Origin of the sequence: Pseudomonas fluorescens (assembly GCF_019212185.1) — a bacterium.
GTDB lineage: Bacteria > Pseudomonadota > Gammaproteobacteria > Pseudomonadales > Pseudomonadaceae > Aquipseudomonas.
In genome coordinates, this window is record NZ_CP078138.1 from 4,184,711 (window position 1) to 4,202,268 (window position 17,558).

19 protein-coding genes are annotated in these 17,558 nt (G+C 63.4%); 1 reads left to right on the forward strand and 18 read right to left on the reverse strand.

The window, feature by feature from the left end; genetic code table 11:
- Positions 1 to 23 precede the first annotated feature (23 nt).
- Entirely contained in the window at positions 24 to 1,796 is a 1,773-nt protein-coding gene (locus KW062_RS18625; protein ID WP_105754928.1) for an acyl-CoA dehydrogenase C-terminal domain-containing protein, read from the forward strand.
- 125 nt (positions 1,797 to 1,921) lie between these two features.
- Here KW062_RS18625 and KW062_RS18630 read toward each other — a convergent pair whose 3' ends face one another.
- The 18 genes from KW062_RS18630 to KW062_RS18715 form a co-directional block, all read right to left on the reverse strand.
- A complete protein-coding gene (locus KW062_RS18630; RefSeq protein ID WP_027616158.1) occupies positions 1,922 to 2,779 on the reverse strand; it encodes a CsgG/HfaB family protein in 858 nt (285 codons plus the stop codon).
- 30 nt (positions 2,780 to 2,809) lie between these two features.
- Positions 2,810 to 3,229, reverse strand: coding sequence for a curli assembly protein CsgF (locus KW062_RS18635; RefSeq protein WP_027616157.1), 420 nt, complete (start codon positions 3,227 to 3,229; stop codon positions 2,810 to 2,812).
- Complete coding sequence (gene csgE / locus KW062_RS18640; protein ID WP_027616156.1) at positions 3,226 to 3,624, reverse strand: curli production assembly/transport protein CsgE; 399 nt, start codon at positions 3,622 to 3,624, stop codon at positions 3,226 to 3,228. The genes KW062_RS18635 and csgE overlap by 4 nt, the downstream gene beginning before the upstream one ends.
- A gap of 12 nt (positions 3,625 to 3,636) precedes the next feature.
- Complete coding sequence (locus KW062_RS18645; RefSeq protein WP_027616155.1) at positions 3,637 to 4,170, reverse strand: type II secretion system protein; 534 nt, start codon at positions 4,168 to 4,170, stop codon at positions 3,637 to 3,639.
- On the reverse strand, positions 4,145 to 4,519 hold the full coding sequence (locus tag KW062_RS18650; protein ID WP_027616154.1) for a type II secretion system protein: 375 nt from the start codon (positions 4,517 to 4,519) through the stop codon (positions 4,145 to 4,147). The genes KW062_RS18645 and KW062_RS18650 overlap by 26 nt, the downstream gene beginning before the upstream one ends.
- A 4-nt stretch (positions 4,520 to 4,523) precedes the next feature.
- Positions 4,524 to 4,997 (reverse strand): type II secretion system protein, encoded by a 474-nt coding sequence (locus KW062_RS18655; RefSeq protein ID WP_027616153.1) that lies wholly within the window; start codon positions 4,995 to 4,997, stop codon positions 4,524 to 4,526.
- Positions 4,998 to 5,000: 3 nt separating this feature from the next.
- Complete coding sequence (locus KW062_RS18660; protein ID WP_105754929.1) at positions 5,001 to 6,824, reverse strand: secretin N-terminal domain-containing protein; 1,824 nt, start codon at positions 6,822 to 6,824, stop codon at positions 5,001 to 5,003.
- On the reverse strand, positions 6,821 to 7,339 hold the full coding sequence (locus KW062_RS18665; RefSeq protein WP_105754930.1) for a hypothetical protein: 519 nt from the start codon (positions 7,337 to 7,339) through the stop codon (positions 6,821 to 6,823). Before KW062_RS18665 ends, KW062_RS18660 begins: the two co-directional genes overlap by 4 nt.
- Positions 7,339 to 7,887 carry a GspMb/PilO family protein gene (locus KW062_RS18670; RefSeq protein WP_027616150.1) on the reverse strand — a complete coding sequence of 183 codons (549 nt, stop codon included), beginning with the start codon at positions 7,885 to 7,887 and terminating at the stop codon, positions 7,339 to 7,341. The genes KW062_RS18665 and KW062_RS18670 overlap by 1 nt, the downstream gene beginning before the upstream one ends.
- A complete protein-coding gene (locus KW062_RS18675) occupies positions 7,874 to 8,419 on the reverse strand; it encodes a pilus assembly protein (RefSeq protein ID WP_027616149.1) in 546 nt (181 codons plus the stop codon). The genes KW062_RS18670 and KW062_RS18675 overlap by 14 nt, the downstream gene beginning before the upstream one ends.
- Before the next feature lies 1 nt (position 8,420).
- On the reverse strand, positions 8,421 to 9,224 hold the full coding sequence (locus tag KW062_RS18680) for a hypothetical protein (RefSeq protein WP_027616148.1): 804 nt from the start codon (positions 9,222 to 9,224) through the stop codon (positions 8,421 to 8,423).
- Positions 9,205 to 10,911 (reverse strand): GspE/PulE family protein, encoded by a 1,707-nt coding sequence (locus KW062_RS18685; protein WP_105754931.1) that lies wholly within the window; start codon positions 10,909 to 10,911, stop codon positions 9,205 to 9,207. The genes KW062_RS18680 and KW062_RS18685 overlap by 20 nt, the downstream gene beginning before the upstream one ends.
- A gap of 71 nt (positions 10,912 to 10,982) precedes the next feature.
- Positions 10,983 to 11,519, reverse strand: coding sequence for a response regulator (locus KW062_RS18690; protein ID WP_027616146.1), 537 nt, complete (start codon positions 11,517 to 11,519; stop codon positions 10,983 to 10,985).
- 220 nt (positions 11,520 to 11,739) lie between these two features.
- A complete protein-coding gene (locus KW062_RS18695) occupies positions 11,740 to 12,708 on the reverse strand; it encodes a peptidylprolyl isomerase (RefSeq protein WP_027616145.1) in 969 nt (322 codons plus the stop codon).
- Positions 12,709 to 12,722: 14 nt separating this feature from the next.
- The gene (locus KW062_RS18700) at positions 12,723 to 14,285 is read right to left on the reverse strand and encodes a cytochrome c/ABC transporter substrate-binding protein (RefSeq protein ID WP_105754932.1); all 1,563 of its coding nucleotides are present in this window, start codon (positions 14,283 to 14,285) and stop codon (positions 12,723 to 12,725) included.
- A gap of 9 nt (positions 14,286 to 14,294) precedes the next feature.
- Positions 14,295 to 14,933 (reverse strand): SCO family protein, encoded by a 639-nt coding sequence (locus KW062_RS18705; RefSeq protein WP_027616143.1) that lies wholly within the window; start codon positions 14,931 to 14,933, stop codon positions 14,295 to 14,297.
- Positions 14,930 to 15,577: an SCO family protein gene (locus tag KW062_RS18710; RefSeq protein WP_027616142.1), complete on the reverse strand. Its 648-nt coding sequence runs from the start codon at positions 15,575 to 15,577 to the stop codon at positions 14,930 to 14,932. The genes KW062_RS18705 and KW062_RS18710 overlap by 4 nt, the downstream gene beginning before the upstream one ends.
- A gap of 14 nt (positions 15,578 to 15,591) precedes the next feature.
- Positions 15,592 to 17,541: a cytochrome D1 domain-containing protein gene (locus tag KW062_RS18715; protein ID WP_105754933.1), complete on the reverse strand. Its 1,950-nt coding sequence runs from the start codon at positions 17,539 to 17,541 to the stop codon at positions 15,592 to 15,594.
- Between the last annotated feature and the right edge of the window lie 17 nt (positions 17,542 to 17,558).

The following is a 17,558-nucleotide window of genomic DNA, read 5'->3' on the forward strand; positions in this document are numbered from 1 at the left end:
ACCGTCCTTGTGAGGTTTACCCGATGCCCGAATTCAACGCCCCGTTGCGCGACATGCGCTTTGTCCTGCACGAAGTGTTCGACGCCCCTGCCCTGTGGGCGCGCCTGCCAGCGTTGGCGGAAACGGTCGATGCTGACACCGCCGATGCGATTCTCGAAGAAGCGGCGAAAGTCACGTCGCAATTGATTGCCCCGCTCAATCGCAGCGGCGACGAAGAAGGCGCGCAATGGCGCGACGGCCAGGTCAGCACCCCGAGCGGTTTCCAGCAGGCCTATGCGACCTACATCGAAGGCGGCTGGGTCGGTCTGGCAGGCAATGCCGAATACGGTGGCATGGGCATGCCGAAGATGCTCGCGGTGCAGGTCGAGGAAATGCTCTACGGCGCCAACTCCAGCTTCGCCCTGTATTCGGCCCTGAGTTCCGGCGCCTGCCTGGCCCTGGATGCGCACGCCAGCGAGGCGCTGAAAAATATCTACCTGCCACCGATGTATGAGGGGCGCTGGGCCGGTTCCATGTGCCTCACCGAAGCCCACGCCGGCACCGACCTGGGGCTGATCCGCAGTCGCGCCGAACCTCAGGCCGATGGCAGCTACCGGATCAGCGGCAGCAAGATTTTCATCACCGGTGGCGAGCAGGACCTGACGGAGAACATCATCCATTTGGTGCTGGCCAAGTTGCCGGACGCACCTGCGGGTCCCAAGGGCATCTCGCTTTTCGTGGTGCCCAAGGTGCTGGTCAACCCGGACGGTTCCCTCGGCGCAGCGAACGCCGTGAGCTGTGGTTCGCTGGAACATAAAATGGGCATCAAGGCCTCGGCCACCTGCGTGATGAACTTCGACGGCGCCAGCGGCTGGCTGGTGGGCGAAGCCAACAAGGGCCTGGCGGCGATGTTCACCATGATGAACTACGAACGTCTGTCGATCGGCATCCAGGGCATAGGCTGCGCTGCCGCGTCCTATCAAAGCGCGGTGGCCTACGCTCGCGAACGGGTGCAAAGCCGTGCGCCGAGCGGTGCCGTGGCTCCGGAGAAGGCCGCCGATCCAATCATCGTGCATCCGGATGTGCGCCGCATGTTGCTGACCATGAAGGCCATGACCGAAGGCGGTCGGGCGTTTGCCTGCTACGTCGGGCAGCAACTGGACCTGGCGAAATACGCCGATGAGCCGGTCGAGCGCAACAACGCTCAGGCGCTGGTGGCCCTGCTGACGCCGGTGGCCAAGGCGTTCTTCACCGACAGCGGGCTGGAAAGCTGCATCCACGGCCAGCAGGTGTTCGGCGGCCATGGTTATATTCGCGAGTGGGGTCAGGAGCAGTTGGTGCGTGACGTGCGCATCGCGCAGATCTACGAAGGCACCAATGGCATCCAGGCGCTGGACCTGCTGGGACGCAAGGTGCTTGCCGACAACGGCCAGGCGCTGCGCCAGTTCACCGCAGAGATCCGCCGCTTCGCCGATCAGCCGGGCGCGCCGTTTGCCGGAGAACTGTTCGAGGCGGTGCAACGCCTTGAGGATGTCAGCGATTGGCTGCAAACGCGGGCCGCGGACAACCGCAATGAAATTGGCGCGGCGTCGGTGGAGTACCTGCACCTGTTTGGCTACCTGGCCTATGCCTGGCTGTGGGCACGCATGGCCCAGGTGGCGGAGCAGAAGCTGCCTGAAGATCCGGCTTTCTACGGCGGCAAACTGGCCACCGCGAACTTCTACATGCAGCGCCTGCTGCCGCGCATGGCCAGCCTGGAACAGTCGATCCGCGCCGGCAGCGAGTCGTTGTTCGGGTTGAGTGCGGAGCAGTTCTGAAGCAGCCCCCCAAACTGTAGGAGCGAGCCTGCTTGCGATGGGGCCATCAGCCGCACCGCATCAACTTCATCGCGAGCAGGCTCGCTCCTACAAGGTTTTGTGGTGTTCGAAGGTCCCGTGCCCCCTCACTCCTCATCCTTCTGCACATTGTTATGCTGCGCCAGGTAGCGATCCAGGGTCGGGTTTGCCTGGGCGGGGTCGCCAGCCACTTGCCACAGGCGGCGTTCGATGCCCTGGGCCAGCAAGTGGCCGACTGCCGATTCGATGGCCGACAGCACGCAGAGTTGCGCCGGTTCGTTGGTGGTGTAGCCGACTTCAGCTTCCAGCAACTTCTTGAACTCGATGAACTTGAACACCCCGGCGCTGCGGGCAACCGAGTAGATGGTTTTGCTGGTCATCACGTTGGCCAGCACCTGGCCGCTGCGCACATCCACCGCCCGCAGGTTGATCGAGACCTGGTCGACCCGGTACTCGCGAGAGATATCAATGCCCAGGTAGCGCGCCCCTTCCCCGCCACTCTTGACGTTGGTGTCATAGGCGATGATGCCGCCTTCGAGCATCAGGTTCGCCGCTTGCAACGGTGGCAACTCCGACTGGATATTCACCGGCGTGTTGGGTTTTTTCTGCGAAGCGCGGATGATTTTGCGCTCGGTCAGCAGATTCTGCAGACCTTCACGCTCCAGTACCACGAACCAGCCACTGGCCTGCAGCGCGTCCATCAGCATGCTCGCCGCGCCCTGGGTGACGCTGGTGGAAAACGAACTGGCCGGGGTCGGTTTGTACTGCCCGGTCTGGTCACGGAAGCCATACACCACCGCCATCAGGCGCCCCTTGGGACGCGGCATGTTCAGCAGGTCGTAATAAGTCGAGGCACGCGGTGTCAGCGTCGGCGTCTCGCCTTCCTGCTCAGCGCCCACCGGTTCGCGCAGTGCGCAGCCCTGCAAGGTGAACAACAGCGTCATCATCAGGATTATTGTTTTCATGTCCGTCCCTCCCCATCGTCCCGAATCCCCTTAAGGGGCCAGGCCATTCACTTGGATTTCCGAAATTTCGCCGGTCGCGCGGTCGGTCACCTGAATACTCAGAGCCCCCGAGTCGTCGATGACGTCGACGATGAACGAGTCGGTGGACAGGCTCCCGGTATTGCCCGTGGAGATGTTGTCCAGCAACTGCGACAGCAGCCGCGACTGCAACTGGCTGGTGAAGCGATCCAGGGCCGAGGTACCAGTGGTGGTGGCCCGCGACTTGATGTCCGGGTCGTCGTAGTCGTTTTGTGCCTGGGCGTTGTTGAGCAGCCAGGTACCGTTCAGCGGATTGCCGCCGAACGATGGGTTGATCGGGGTGTAGACCAGTTCCGTGGCCTGGACCAGGCCGCAGCTGCCCAGACCCAGCAACAACAGGCCGGCACGCCGTGAGAGGCTTGTGCTGTTCATAGTTCGTCCTTCTCCAGGTCGGTGGTGTCTTGTAGCAGCGTTTCGAGCCTGCGCTGGGAGATCTGCGCCTTGACCAGGTCGGCGGCCTCGACGGCGGTGTCTTTCAGTTCGGTGGTGTTGGGGGCCAGGAAGCGCCGGTAAACCAGGCGCCGCTCATACTCCACCGTCACCAGGCTGCCCCAGCGTGCGTCCGGGCGTTCGCGCACCACCAGGTTGAAGTCCATGCGGCTGATGGCGCGCATGCGGTCGGCGAAGTAGTAGTAAAAATCGTGGCCGACGTGGGAGATGGTGTTGTCGATGATGAAGCCCGCCATTTCGTCTTCGTCGTCACCGCGCGCGGCGCTGGTGGCAAGCGTCAGCATCAGGGCCAGGGATGTCAGGAACAGACCATTCATGAGTACGCCTCCTTAGCGATCTGCCGTGGCGGACGGGGTTTTCACCTGTCCCGCCGGGCCGTCGAGAAATGCCTTTTCGGCGACAAACTGCCAATCCGAATACTGCGTCATGCCGTTGAAGTCGACCCACTGGGCGGGGAAGTCCGCCTGCTTGAGCGGCAGCTCGTGGGACTGGCTGTAGACCCCGGTAATGCGTCCGTCGATGCCACGGGTAAAGCCCCATTCCTCGGTATTGCCAATCGGGTCCGGGTACAAGCGGCGAATGTGCGACCGAGGTGTCGGGAAACGCTGATCCACCAGCAGGTCCGCCAGCTCCTGCGGGTACAGCGCCACGCCGGGCGAACTGCGGTAGTAGCTGCGCAAGGCCTGGGCATACTGGGTGCCGACCCACAGCAGCTGGCGTTCGCGATCACGCCGGGCGCTGGTCGACCACAGCTCGCCGGCACTGGCCAGGGCCATGCCCATGACCACGATCAGGAACAGCACGCCCAGGTAGGTGAAGCCGCCTTCGGCGTGGGGGCTACCACTCGGAATACAGGCTGCCATCACGCGCCCTCCCGGTAGCACCACTCTTCACATCGGCGACTCCGCCGGCCACTCCATCCGGTGGCGCGACCAGTACCCACAAATCGCTGCGCTCGCTGATCGGGTCCATGGGCGCGTTGCGCAGGTAGCGTTGCTCGACCAGTTGATCGAGGGAATCAGGGTAGTGACCGGTGTCGCCGTAGTAGTGATCCAGGGCTTCGCGCATGGCCGACAGACTCTGGCGCAGCGTGGTTTCCTTGGAGGTTTCCAGGCTGTTGAAGTAGCGCGGCAGAGCGATCGTCATCAGGGTCGCGATGATCGCCATCACCACCATCAGTTCCAGCAGGGTAAAACCCTTTTCCCGGCGCATAAGCTCACCACTCACTGTAAGCGATACCGTTGAGGCCCTTGCCGCGGGCGTGGGAGTACACGTCGTAGACGTCCTCGCCTTCACGCGGGCTCTGGGCCGTGCTGTCGTAGGAGCGCAGGCCCCAGCCACCCTGATCGTCACGCTTGGCCGTGGCGAACGGGTCACGCGGGATGCGCCGCAGGAAGTAAAACTTGGCGCCCTTGGCACTGCGCACATCCCGTACTCCGTCCACCAACACTTGCAGGCTTGGCGGGTAGCCGCTGCTGTTCAACGACTTCTCGATGTAGCCGGCGTCGAAGGCGCGCTTGTAGGCATCGAGGGCATCGCGAATCTGGTACAGCGCGGTGCGCAGATCCTGCTCCTTGCCCCGGCGCACAATGGTCTCAGTGAGCGGCGCGGCCATGCCGGCGAGCAAGCCGATCAGGGCCAGGGTCACCACCACTTCAATCAGGGTGAAACCGCGCACCGAGCGTTTCATGACTCAAGGCCTCTCGATTGGGTGATTGGAGGCAACAGGCTGGGACGGCAGCTCGATCGAGACGTTGGCGTCACGGCGCGGCGCCGGTACGTGCATGCTGGTCTCGGTGCCGGTCTGGAACTCCATGTCCGACGGGCTCTGGTACGGCAGGTTGCGCACGATCCGCGGGGTGATCGACAGCACCAGTTCGGATTTGCCAACAGTGTCCTTGTTGCTGCCGAACAGCCGGCCCAACCCTGGGATATCGCCGAGGCCGGGGATCTTGTTGCCGGTGGCCAGGTGGTCGTTGCGCACCAGACCGGCAAGGATCTGGGTTTCGCCATCATGCAGGCGCAGGGTGGTTTGTGCGTTGCGGGTATCGACCTGAACCGGGATGGTGCCCTGGCGAGTCGGCTCCAGCGGTGTGGCGTTACTCACTTCAAGGGCAATCTTGATCGCCACTTCGTTGTTCAGGTGAACGATTGGTTGCACTTCCAACTTCAGACCGACGTCGAGGTAGGTCACGCTTTCGGTGATCACCGGGCCCTGGGTCGACGGCACCGAAGTGGCGCTGATGATCGGCACCCGCTGGCCGATGTGGATCCGTGCCTGCTCACGATTGGTCACGCGGATCACCGGGCTGGCCAGGGTGTTGATGTCGTTGTCCTGGGCGTTGATCTTGGCCTGCGGCGACGGGTTGATGCTGATGCGGCTGGAGTTAAGACCTTTGAGCTGGTCAAGAATGGTCACCGGGTTGCCGTCCTCGGTGAGCACGCCGAAAGTGTTGGGCCATTGCAGGCCGAGGTCGAGAATGCGCTGGCGGGCGACCTCCATCACTTCCACTTCAAGCACCACTTCCGGGTTCGACTGATCCTGGGATTGCAGGAGCTTCTCGGCCATCCGCACCGCGTCTTCGGTGTCGCGCATGGTCAGGGTGTTGAGGCGTTCATCGACAAACACGTCGCGGGTCTTGAGCATGGTCTTGATCATGTTCAACGCAGTGTTGGAATCGATGCTGGTCAGGTAGAAGGTGCGCATCACCAGCTCCTGGTAATCCTTGAGCTTCTGCGGCGAGTCCGGGTAGATCAGGATGGTGTTGTCGTTCACCACTTTCTGGTGCAACTGGTTCTGCTGCAGCAGCAATTCGACGGCGTCTTCGATGCGCACTTCACGGACGAAGATGGTCGCCTTCATGTCGGGGCGCAGGTCCTTGTCGAAGATGAAGTTGAGTCCGGCGACCTGAGACAGCACTTCGAAGATGGTCTTCAGGTTGGCGTCACGAAACTCCAGGGTGACCGGCCGGTCCAGGCGAGTGCGCAGTTGCGGATTGCTCACTACGTTGCGGCTTTTCACCAGTTGGATGTTGCTGTTCAACTCCAGCGCGCCTTCGTTCTTCGGATCGAGGTCGAGGATCTGTTTGACCTGGCGATCGGCGCCATAGATGTCACCACGGCGCAGGTCGCCACGGGCCAGTTCGAGCTTGGCGTCGAGGCTGCGCATGTACTCCAGCTGACGCAGGGCTTCCTGGGCGCGGCGGTTGTTCGGCTCGATGACCAGCACCCGGGAGTAGTTGATCCGCGCCGAGGCGAAATCCCGTTGCGAACGGTCCGAATCGCCCTGTACCAGCAAGGCTTCCACCGCCCGCGCACGGCCGCTGGTCAGCGCCAGGTGCAGTTCGGTGTCGCGAGGGTTTTCCCGCAAGCCTTCCTCGATCCGCGCCAATCCTGCTTCGTACTGACCTTGCTCGATCAGTTCCTGGCCTTCCTTATTGGCGAGTTGCGCCGAGCTGCACGCGGCGAGGCCAACGCACAGGCAAATCAGGGACATCAGCTTACGGGGGTGGTTCATGGCGCGCTCCCCACAGACAGGGTCTGGGATAAATGCATAGGCAGGTAGACCAGGTTCAGTTCCTTGTCGGAAATGCCCACGATCCGCCAGTTGTCGTCGATCACATCCCCTTTACGGACGACGTAGATTTTCTCGCCGCTCTGCAGGAACACCTGCAGGTCACGCTGATCAGCCAGCCTGCCGACAAACTGGAACGGCAGCGGCGGCGCCGTCGGGGCTTGCACCACCGGGGCTTGCACAATCGGGGTTTCGGTGACGGTGGCGAGCTTGACGGCCGGCTTCCAGCTGCGTGAGCTGAACAGATCGCCCGCCGGTGCCAGGTCCTTGATCGCCACCCCCTTCGCCCCTTCACTGGCGGAGGGAGTGGCGCCGGACCTGGCTTTTCCGGACGACAGGACCACGCCGCCGGCCGAATTGCCGCCGTTGTCCTTGTCACTGAACAGTTCCGGCAGCCAGGCCAGCGCCACCGCAACCCCGAAGAACGCCACCCAACCGATGAGTTTTTTGTTGTTCATCATGACCTCGACAGGTAAAGGGTCATGCGGATCCGACCGGTAATGTCGGTGTCGGCGATGCGTTTGCGTTGCAGTTCGAGGTCTTCGAGTACCACCGCCGGCAACTGCGCCAGCAAGGCGTGCATGAAGCGCCGCAGTTGCGGGTAGCTGCCGCGTACCGGCAAGAGAATCTGATAGCGCGCCAGGTGGGTCTTGGGATCGATGCCCAGGGCGTATTCACCGCGCGACAGGGTGATGTGTTCCAGGGCCGCGAGGGCATAGATCTTGTCGATGGCCACGGTCGCCTGGGGCTGCGACGGCAGCTTGCTGCGGAAATCATCGAGCTGGCGCTGCGGCACCACCGGCGCGGCGACACTGCCGTCCTCGACCCTGGCCAGGTACTCTCTGGCTTCGCGGGTTTGCTGATTGAGGTCTTCCAGCGCGCGCCAGTCCGGCAGCAGCGCGAGGGTGGCGTAGCCGAGCGCGAGGATCAGCCCCGCCAACCCCACCAGGCCGGGTACGCCGAGGGTTTGCAGGTACTCGTGGACGATCAGTCTAGGGATTCGCATCGCCCATCTCCCAGGTTGCCGACAGGTTGAATTGCACCGGGTGTTCCGCCGACTGCGCGACGATTTCGTGATTGAGCAGCGACACGTCGCTGAGTTCGTCACTGGTTTCGAGCAGGCGGTGGAACTCCAGCATCGCCTCCAGATTCCGCGCTTCGGCACTGATCCGTAGCAGGCCCTTGCGTGCATCGGGGGTCAGGGTCAGCAGCGCGACGTCATCCTTGGGCATGGCTTCGAGCATGGCGAACAGACGTTCCCAGGGCCGGCGCAGTTGCTGCGAGACCTTGCGCATCTCCGCCAGGTTCTGCGCCTGCTCGCGGGTTTCGGCAGGGGTCAGGCCGGGCTTGCCGGCACTGTCGCCGGTCAGCACGCGCTGGGTGTTTTGCAGGTGACCCTGTTGTTGTTCGGCTTGCTGGCTGAGGTGTTGTTGCAGGGCCACGCAGCCCAGCACCAGGACACTGCCGGCAAGCAACAGGCTCCAGCCCAGGGGACTGGAGCGCCGAGGGGGCTGGAAGTCGAGCATCAGCGGGCGCATGTCAGGCCACCGCCAGGGACATGACATACAGCCCGTCGTGCACGCTCGCGGCCCCCTCTTCGAGGGTGCGCAACTGCACATCGTCCAACTCGGGCAGCGCGTCCAGGCGCGCCGGGGCATGCAGGTAGACACTCAAAGGCCGTTCGCTGGTGGAGGCCTGAAGCTGCCGTTCACGACCGATCAGGGCACTCAGCGCTGCGTCACTGTCATTGCTGCCCACCGAGCGCACCGCCACCCAGCGCCCTTCGCGAGCCAGCAGCAGCACGCTGCGTACCGGCTCGGCGACGACGAACAGGAAGTCGCCGTTGCCCAGGCTCTTGTCGAAGCGGTTGTAGGCCGCCATCAGGTAGGGCTGCACCGAGCTCAGGCGCAGGTTGCGTGCACTGACCAGGCTGCGCAGGCGTTCCAGCAACTCCTGGGGCAAGGCACTGGCGATGCGGTCATGGCCGGCGGCTTCTGCCGAGAGCACGATGTTCCAGGGTTGGTTGGCTGCCCCATACAAGTCCTCGAAGCACAGCTGGGCAAACCCGAGCAGTTCATTCGGGCTGCTGATTTCCTCGCTCCAGGGCACCAGGCAGTAGCGACTGAAATGCCCCGACACCAGCACCGTGACTTCCGAGCGCGGGCGAGCATGTTCACCCAGCAGCCGATCGAGGGTTTCCAGGGCGACGGACCAGGCGGTGTAGCCTTCGTCGATAAAACCGACGCTGCCCAGCCAGTGGATCTGCCCGGCCCGGCGCTGACCCAGCCCGACGCCGCTGGCGCCGAGTACGGCGACAAATTGATCACGCGATAAAAGTGACACGATTGATCTCCTCCAGCGTGGTCCGACCATCACGCACCAGCTCCAGCGCCGATTCGCGCAGCAGGCGCAGGCCACGGCTGCACGCCAGGGCCTTGATTTTCGCAATGGGTTGGCGTTCGACGATCATCTGCCGCAGCTCGTCGTCCAGGTGCAGCAATTCGGCAATGGCACTGCGACCGCGGTAACCGGTGCCCCGGCAATGGCCGCAGCCACGGCCGTGAACAAAGTGGTAATGGCCGACCTGCAACGGGTCGAGGCCGGAGTCGTGCAGTTCTTCATCGGTGGGTGTCACGGGGCTGGAGCAGCTGCTGCACACCAGGCGAATCAGGCGCTGGGCCAGCACCGCGTTGAGCGCCGAGACCAGGCTGTAGGGGTCGATTTCCATCTGGGTAAAGCGGCCGATCACGTCGAACACGTTGTTGGCGTGGATGGTGGTGAACACCAGGTGACCGGTGAGGGCCGATTGCACGGCGATCTGCGCGGTATCGGGGTCACGGATTTCGCCGACCATGATCTTGTCCGGGTCGTGACGCAGGATCGAGCGCAGGCCGCGGGCGAAGGTCAGGCCTTTTTTCTCGTTGACCGGGATCTGCAGCACGCCCGGCAGTTGGTACTCGACCGGGTCTTCGATGGTGATGATCTTGTCCACGCCGTGGTTGATCTCGGTGATCATCGCGTAGAGCGTGGTGGTTTTGCCGCTACCGGTCGGCCCGGTCACCAGCACCATGCCGTAGGGTTCGGCCGCCAGCCGGCGCAGGCTGCGCAGGGTTTCGTCCTCAAAGCCCAGGGCCTGCAGCTGCACGCCACTGACCTTGTCCGCCAGGTCCTGCTTGTCGAGGACCCGCAGCACCGCGTCTTCACCGAAGATGCTCGGCATGATCGAGACCCGGAAGTCGATCTGCCGGCCACTGATGCCGATCTTGAAACGCCCGTCCTGGGGCACGCGTTTCTCGCCGATGTCCAGCTCGGCCATGACCTTGACCCGCGAGATCACCTGTTCAGCGAACTCGGCACCCTGGATCTTGCTGATGTTGTTGAGCACCCCGTCGATCCGGTACTTGATCACCAGGCCACTGCCGGTGGTGCCCAGGTGGATGTCGCTGGCGTGCATTTTCAGCGCGTCGTAGAGGGTCGAGTTGACCAGCTTGACCACTACGCTGGCGTCTTCACTGATGCTGGTCAGGGACAGGCTTTGCAGGTTGTCGATCTCGACGCTGGCATCGGCCTGGGCGTTCAGCGACTCGACGGCGTGGAAGCTCTCTTCGTGACGCGCCAGGTAGGCCTTGAGGTCTTCGAAGTGCACCAGGTACAGGGGCGCGCCGTGCAGGCAGTCGTCAATCCAGGCCAGGCGACTGGTGTCGAAGGGGTCGGCGAACACGCCAATCACCGTCTCGGCGTGGCGCAGCAGGATGAATTCGCGTTTCAGGCATTGGGCCAGGGTGACCCGGTCGAACACCGGGGTGGCCTCGAACAGTTGGGCGGTATCGAGCACCGGATAATGCAGGGTAGTGCCCAGGCACTGGATGAAGGCCATGGGCTCGAGGCCGCTCTGGCTCTGCAGGGTTTCGAGCAGCCGCTCGCCGGTGCTGGAGGCCTGATGCCGGGCATGCGCCAGTTGCTCACTGGTGAAACGGGTAGGTAGCGATGCCGCTTGGGCCGGTTCGACGGCCAGTGACAAACGTTCCATGGCTTGCTCTCCAACGCCTGGGGTTCAGAACCCGGGCGGTGCGGCAGGCCATTTCAGTCTGTTCGCACCGCCTACTCCCCGGTGAGCAATTGTTCGTCGTCCGGTGCCGGTGGCCGCGATCCCTTTTGTCGGCGATCCGCCAGCACCCAACTGCCATCGTACAATTGCAGCGGGAATTTCTCGGTCCTGCTCTGGCGTCGTTCGACGAATCCTTCGGCTTGAGCGGCCCCGGCCTTTGGCTCCCGTTTGACCCCCAACAGATCGCAGACTGCACGAGCCAATTCCGCCAGTGGAAAAGGTTTGAACAGGATATGACTGATTCCCAGCTGAGCCGCGCGCTCACGGACCTCACTGGTCGGATGCGCGGTGATCAGCACGAAATGACAGTCCCCGCTCTGGCGGACAGCATCGAGCACCTGAAAACCTTCCATATCGGGCAAACGGTAATCAAGTACCACTACATCGGGTAAAAAGGTCTTCGCTTCTGCGATGGCCTTGGCACCGTCATGGGCAACCCGGACTTCCAGGCCCTGGGCCCCGAGGTAAACCTCGAGATTTTTCGCCAGGATCTCTTCGTCTTCGACAACCAGTACTTTGTTGTTTAACAAGGTCGACTCCTTGAACCGTGCAGATCCGTTGTTCGGACCTGGGAGTGCGTGCCTTGAATAGGCTTACGCACACTTCATGCCAGGCTTATCGGCGGTTTTTGACCGCGCTATCTATTTGATTTTCCGGGGTTTGTATTTTACTCACGGCCACCCGTCCCCCAAAGACGGGGAAGCCTCTTGTATTACCCCTGACACTTGCCCCACTTGTGGGGACAGCGGGTCATTCATCGTCGATACGTTCAATCCGGTTGCGCTCCCTTAATTGCGCCAGAGCCTGCTGTCCTGCCTGAATCTGCTGCTGGCGGGCGAGATAGCCCCTGACCAATGCGAGCCCCTGGGCTTCTTCGACCTCGCTGGCGGCCAAGTGGTTCTGTACTTGAATCAAATGCCAGCCAAATACTGTGCGAACCGGCTGGCTCACTTCACCAGTCTGCATCGCAAAGGCAACTGTTTCAAATTCGGACACCATCTTTCCATGTGAAAAATAGCCCAAATCACCGCCCTCGCCCGCGGTGCTGTCCTGAGATTGACTCTTGGCCAGGGTGGCGAAGTCCGCGCCCTGGACGATCTGCGCCCGCAGGCCGAGTAATTGCTGACGACTGGCCTCTACCGTCGCGGCGTCGGCATCGGGGGCGAGCTTCAGGAGAATATGCCGGGCCTGGATCTGCTCGGGGCGAGCCATGGCCGCGCGCTGGGCCTCGAAGAACTCGCGCACTTGCTTTTCATCCGGGTCCTTGACCGTCACCAGCTCGGTGTACATCTGCTGCGCAGCGAGCTCCTTGCGGGTGTAGTCGGCGAAGCAGTCTTCGTCGAACCCGGCATCTTCCAAGCGCCGAGCGAAGACTTCGTTGCCGCCGATGGCCGTGCGCAACTCGTCGATGTGCGCCCTGACCAACTCATCACTGATCTTCAGGCCACGACGGGTCGCCTCCTGCCAGAGCAGTTCCTTGTCGATCAGGTCGCTCAGCGCAGCTTGGCGCAATTGTTTATAGGCCTTGGGGTTGCGGATGCTGCCCACGGCACGGCCCTGTGCCTGCAGGTACTCGGTGAAGTAGCGTTCAAGGCGAAATTCGGAAATGGCCTGGCCATTGACCCGCGCAGCAGCGGGGCCATTGTCGTCGTTGTCAGTGTTGGCCTGGACCTCGGCCACCACGATGAGCAAAGTGATGAGCAGACAACTGAACTTCATGATCGCTCCTCGCATCAGGGTGCCGTCGCTATCGGCTGATAGCGTGCGACGGGGAAGAAACGTTGATCGGGCAACTCCACCGTGACGATATGTGCCCCGCGCAGGCCCATGCGCTGGCCGGGGCCGAAGCTCATGGGTGGGGTCAGGCCGGTGGCGAAGTCGTGCAGGCCTTCAAGGGCCGCCAGCAGTTTTTCCCGGCTGGCGTCACGCCCGGCCTGCTTGATGCCTTCGCTGAGCAGCAGCATCGAGCTGAAGGCGCCGACCTGCTGCACCGCGTGGCCCCCTTTCAAACCGCTGCGCTGGCGCACTTGCTGAAGCGCCGCGCGCCCCTCGGCGGTCCAGTCACCGGGGACAAACGGATAGGCGAGGTACACCCGCCGAGAGAATTCACTCGGTAACTCGCGGACATCGCCGGCCACCTGACTCGACGCGGCAAATAGCTGAGGCACTGCGCCGTGTGTCTGCAACTGCACGCCAAGCTGGCCGAAGCCGGCGCCGTTGCCGAGATAGAACACCGTACCCACAGCCGCCAGTTGTTGTGGCTCGAGCAACGCCGGTTGCACCGGATCGAATGCCTGCAAACGCACCTGGGACCAGCCATGGGCCTGCAAGTAGCTGCTCAATTGTCGGGCGACCGCGCCCTGCCCGTCCTGCTCCTGATAGACGATCAAGCTGGGCTGCTGACTGGCCTGCAGATCACGCGCGGCGAAATCCGCCAGGGCGATCATCTGTTCCGCCAGGCCCGGCAAGGGCTCGAAGATCTGCCGGCTGCGCGGGCTCGCGCCGAGCCAGGATACACCGCCCACCAGTGGCACCCCGGTCTCTTCCAGCAAGGCTGGCAAGGCATCCCCCAATGCTGGGGCCAACGGGGAAACCAGGGCAAACACCGGTGTATCGATCAACTGGCGCAGGGCCGCCAGGGCACTGGCCTGATCCGGCCCCGGGTCGAGGATGCTCAGCTGCAGGCGCCGGCCATGGATTCCGCCCTCCTCGTTGATTCGCGCAATGCTCGCCTGGAGCACCGCCGCCACCGTGCGCCCCTCACCGGCCAGCGGCCCGTCGCTCGGCAGCAGGGTGCCCAGGTGCAGAGTGTCGGGCTTCAGGCCGGGGTCGCGGTCATCGGCCAGGCGCTTGAGGTAGGCGGTCAAGTTGCGTTGATCAGCCATGGTCAGGACAAAACGTGGCATTGCCGGGTCGAGCCGCTGGTTGGCTGGATCGCGCCCTTCCTGCACCGCCCGCGCCACTGCGGCTTCGCTGTAGGCCGGGTAATCGCGGCCGTTGACCTGCTGTTGCCCGTAGGGCGCGCTGAGCCGTGACCACGTGATATCCGGCGGGCGTATCCCGCCTTCCGGACGGCCCAGGCCATCGTTGCCGTGGCAGTTCGCACAGGGCATGGATTTCGCCGGCAACAGAATATCCGCCGCGCCGACCCGCACCATCACCGGCTCGCCACTGCTTGACAGGCCCTCGCGATACAGGCGTTTGCCGGCGCTCTCTTGCGGTGTCAGGGTCAGGGCGTTGGCCGCCAGGCTCAAGCATCCGAGCAGGAGCAGGCTGGCAATCGGCAGGCTCTTCATGATCGAGACTCAACGACCGGCGATTGGCATGGTCAGCAGCTTCAAGCGCTCGGCGATGGCGCTGGGCGGCGCATCGGGGCGAATCTTGCTCCAGCGTTTGTTGGCCACATCGCCGACGATCAGTTGCGTCGAGTGTTGCTCCGGCGACGGGATGATCTGACCGATGCGTCCCAGCACCAGGTCCATCTGCGCCTTGTCGCCGGTGAGGAACAGCCAGTTCGGGTCGTCGGCGCCCTGTTTGAGGGTGTAGGCCTTGAGCACCGCCGGGGTATCGCGCAGCGGGTCGCTGGTCAGGGAGACGAAGGTGACCTGGTCAGCCATGTCGCCCAGGGCTTCGCGCACTTCCCGCAGTTTGCGGGTGATCAGCGGGCAGGCGTCGTTGCAACTGGTGAAGATCACGTTGATCAGCACCACCTTGTTTTCCAGGGCGTCGCTGTAGAAGCGCAGGGTCTCGCCGTTCTGGTTCTGCAACTCGGTATCGGTGAACCAGGTCCGTGCGTCGCGAGTACCTGCAGGCGCTGCGGTGGCTGCTGGCTGAGGCGCGGCATCCGGCGCCGGCTCGCTCATCTGATGGCCTTCGTGGGCAAAGGCCAGGGTGCTGAAGATGAAGTAGCAGATTGTCAGGGCAATCCAGTCAATGGCTCTCATGGCTGACTCTCCAGGGCAATCGCGGTGTGTTTGGCGTGCACCCGCAGGCCGCTGAGTTTGTTGATTTCAGTGATCAGCACTTGCGGGTCGGTAAAGCCGTAATAGCGGGTCCAGTGGCTGCTGTTGCCGTCGCCAACCATGATCAGCGGCGCATGGTTCTTCAGGTCCGGACTCTGCGCGCCGAGGCCCTTGAGGGTGTCGCTGATCGACGGCGCCGAGCCGGTCAGCCAGCTCCAGCCTGGCCCGTTCTGGAATTGCCGGGCGTAGTCGGCGAGGCGCTTGGGATCGTCGCGCAGTGGATCGACGCTGATCGACACCAGTTGCACGTCGCTGCCGACCCGCCCGCCCAGCTGTTTCTGGACCTTGCCCATGATCGAGGACACCACCGGGCAGACCGTGGTGCAACTGGTGTAGATGAAGCCCATGACCACGATCTTGTCGTTCAGCAGGTCTTTTTCCAGACGCACCGACTTGCCGTCCTGGTCCACCAGCGGCACGTCGACGATTTCCACCCGGGTGCTCTCCAGGCGTGCTGCCGGAGCCTGGTGTTGTGAATGATCCTCGGCACTGTGGGCGTACGCCTGGTTGACCGAGGCGGCCAGCACACAGACAGTCAACAGCCGTTGCAGATTGAGTCGGTTCATGTCCAGCTCCTTGATCATTGGGCAGCGCCGGGAACGACCCGCACGCTGGCAAAGGATTTGGTGTCGAAATTCGCGCCCAGCGAAGCGGCCCGTACATGCACATACCAGGCGCCGCTCTTGTCCAGGGTCAGCGGTGCTTCGTACACGCCATCGCTGACCTCTTTGGCGGCAACCACCTGCACCCGTGACGTGGGGGCGAGGAAGTAGCGCACCTCGACGTCCTTGACGCCGATACGCGGCAACTTGCCGGCGTCCTGGGCGATGCGGAACCGGGCGACAAAGGGGCTGCCCAGTGGCACCGAGCTTTTCTCCAGGAGAAAGTCGACACTGGGCGCGCCGAGGTGCCGGGCCACCTGGCTGTCGGCCTGCACCTGCACGCTGAAGCAGTGGACGATGCTCGGCTGGTTGAGCAGGAAGGCGACGTCGAAAGCCCCCGCTGGCGGCAGCTTGATCCGCGAGCTGTAGACCCCCGGTTCGACCTCGCGCAGGCTGCGGTCGATGACCATTGCCGCCCGCGCCACCTGGCCACGATTGGGGTAGCCGGACATCGGTGCGTTCATGCCCTCGGCATAGAAGTAGGTGGTGTTGTCCGCCGGGTTGACCACGAACACCGAGTTCTCGTCCCGGGAAATCGCCAGCCCCGAAGCCAGCGGCAAGTCACCGGCCAGACGCGGCGCCGAGGAGCCGGCCTCGAAGCCCTGGACGATCGGCGTGCGGCCCTGCCCCAGGGACGACAGGTTGATCATGGTCACCTTGGACGACGCCAGTCCACGGATGTAGGCGTAGGCCTTGCTGAACACCACCTGGTAAGGCTCGGCAGAGACCTCGACTTCGTGAATCAGGCTGTCGGTGGCGGCGTCGATGATCGCGACCCGATTTTCCAGGGTGTTGAGCACAATACCGAAGCGCCCGTCCGTGGAAAAACCCATGGGCCCAAGACCCTGGCGGCTCTTGATGACCTTGCGCAGCGCCGGGTTCTGGCCGTCGATCACCGTGATGGTGCCGTCCTTGCCATCGGCCACGTACACCGCCTGAGACAGCGCCGAATAGGCGACTGACAGGGGGTGGGAACCGGTCTTGAGCTGTTGTTTGATGCTCAGGCTGGCGACGTCGATGACGCTCAAAGTGCCGTCGTCGCGGTTGCTGACAAAGGCAAAGCGCGAGTCCTGACTGAAGCTGATTTCGTGGTGACCACGGCCGGTGACCAGGTGTTTGAGGGGTTCAAGCGTCTGCACGTCGATCACCGTGACCCCGGCCTCGGCTGCATCGCTGGCATTGTTGCCGACCCACAGCAGGCGCTCGTCAGGCTGCAAGGCGACCCGCACCGGCTGCTTGCCGGCCGGGATCGAGTCGATCAGCTGGAATTTTTCCGCATCGATCACCGCCACTTCGCCGGCGGTCGGCATCGACACGAAAATGCGCTTGTTGTCCTTGCGGCTGACCCAGTCCATCGGCGGCTGCTTGAGATCAATGCGCCCCAGGGTGCTGGTGATGCCGCCCACCGACACCGAGGGGTCGACAATCGAGACGCTGGCGTCCTGGTTCATGATGAACACGTAGTAACTGTTGAGGTCGAGCATCGGCCGCGCACCGACGCTGCTTTTCAGAAACGCGCCGACCCGCGACTTGCAACTGCGGTCGCGGCCCTGGGCCTGATCGGCGGCGGTCTGCTGCGGATCGACCCAGGCCCCTGGTGCGACGCCGGCCAGGGGTTGGCCGGACGCACTGTCGGTGAGGCTGAAGCGCACGTCGGCGAAGCTGCCTTCGACTAATTGCCCGCCGGGCTGCGCCGGGCGCAACTGGAACTCCACGGCCACGCCGTCACGCTCCAGACGCTGCCCACCCGCTGCGTCCTTGGGCGGTGCCTGGGTCTCGGCGTGACAGGCGCTGACCCAGGCCCCGCCACCGCTCAACAGCAGCCCGGCCAGCAACGCATACCCGGCGACTCTGGTTTGCATGTTCATGACGCGTCCCCCTCCAT

Coding starts and splice junctions, on each gene's coding strand:
- csgE (WP_027616156.1), bottom strand. CDS start 3,624: ATGAATGGTCTGTTCCTGACATCCCTGGCCCTGATGCTGACGCTTGCC.
- KW062_RS18665 (WP_105754930.1), bottom strand. CDS start 7,339: ATGAACAACAAAAAACTCATCGGTTGGGTGGCGTTCTTCGGGGTTGCG.
- KW062_RS18635 (WP_027616157.1), bottom strand. CDS start 3,229: ATGAACAGCACAAGCCTCTCACGGCGTGCCGGCCTGTTGTTGCTGGGT.
- KW062_RS18655 (WP_027616153.1), bottom strand. CDS start 4,997: ATGAAACGCTCGGTGCGCGGTTTCACCCTGATTGAAGTGGTGGTGACC.
- KW062_RS18650 (WP_027616154.1), bottom strand. CDS start 4,519: ATGCGCCGGGAAAAGGGTTTTACCCTGCTGGAACTGATGGTGGTGATG.
- KW062_RS18695 (WP_027616145.1), bottom strand. CDS start 12,708: ATGAAGTTCAGTTGTCTGCTCATCACTTTGCTCATCGTGGTGGCCGAG.
- KW062_RS18625 (WP_105754928.1), top strand. CDS start 24: ATGCCCGAATTCAACGCCCCGTTGCGCGACATGCGCTTTGTCCTGCAC.
- KW062_RS18715 (WP_105754933.1), bottom strand. CDS start 17,541: ATGAACATGCAAACCAGAGTCGCCGGGTATGCGTTGCTGGCCGGGCTG.
- KW062_RS18670 (WP_027616150.1), bottom strand. CDS start 7,887: ATGCGAATCCCTAGACTGATCGTCCACGAGTACCTGCAAACCCTCGGC.
- KW062_RS18700 (WP_105754932.1), bottom strand. CDS start 14,285: ATGAAGAGCCTGCCGATTGCCAGCCTGCTCCTGCTCGGATGCTTGAGC.
- KW062_RS18705 (WP_027616143.1), bottom strand. CDS start 14,933: ATGAGAGCCATTGACTGGATTGCCCTGACAATCTGCTACTTCATCTTC.
- KW062_RS18685 (WP_105754931.1), bottom strand. CDS start 10,911: ATGGAACGTTTGTCACTGGCCGTCGAACCGGCCCAAGCGGCATCGCTA.
- KW062_RS18645 (WP_027616155.1), bottom strand. CDS start 4,170: ATGGCAGCCTGTATTCCGAGTGGTAGCCCCCACGCCGAAGGCGGCTTC.
- KW062_RS18710 (WP_027616142.1), bottom strand. CDS start 15,577: ATGAACCGACTCAATCTGCAACGGCTGTTGACTGTCTGTGTGCTGGCC.
- KW062_RS18630 (WP_027616158.1), bottom strand. CDS start 2,779: ATGAAAACAATAATCCTGATGATGACGCTGTTGTTCACCTTGCAGGGC.
- KW062_RS18660 (WP_105754929.1), bottom strand. CDS start 6,824: ATGAACCACCCCCGTAAGCTGATGTCCCTGATTTGCCTGTGCGTTGGC.
- KW062_RS18675 (WP_027616149.1), bottom strand. CDS start 8,419: ATGCGCCCGCTGATGCTCGACTTCCAGCCCCCTCGGCGCTCCAGTCCC.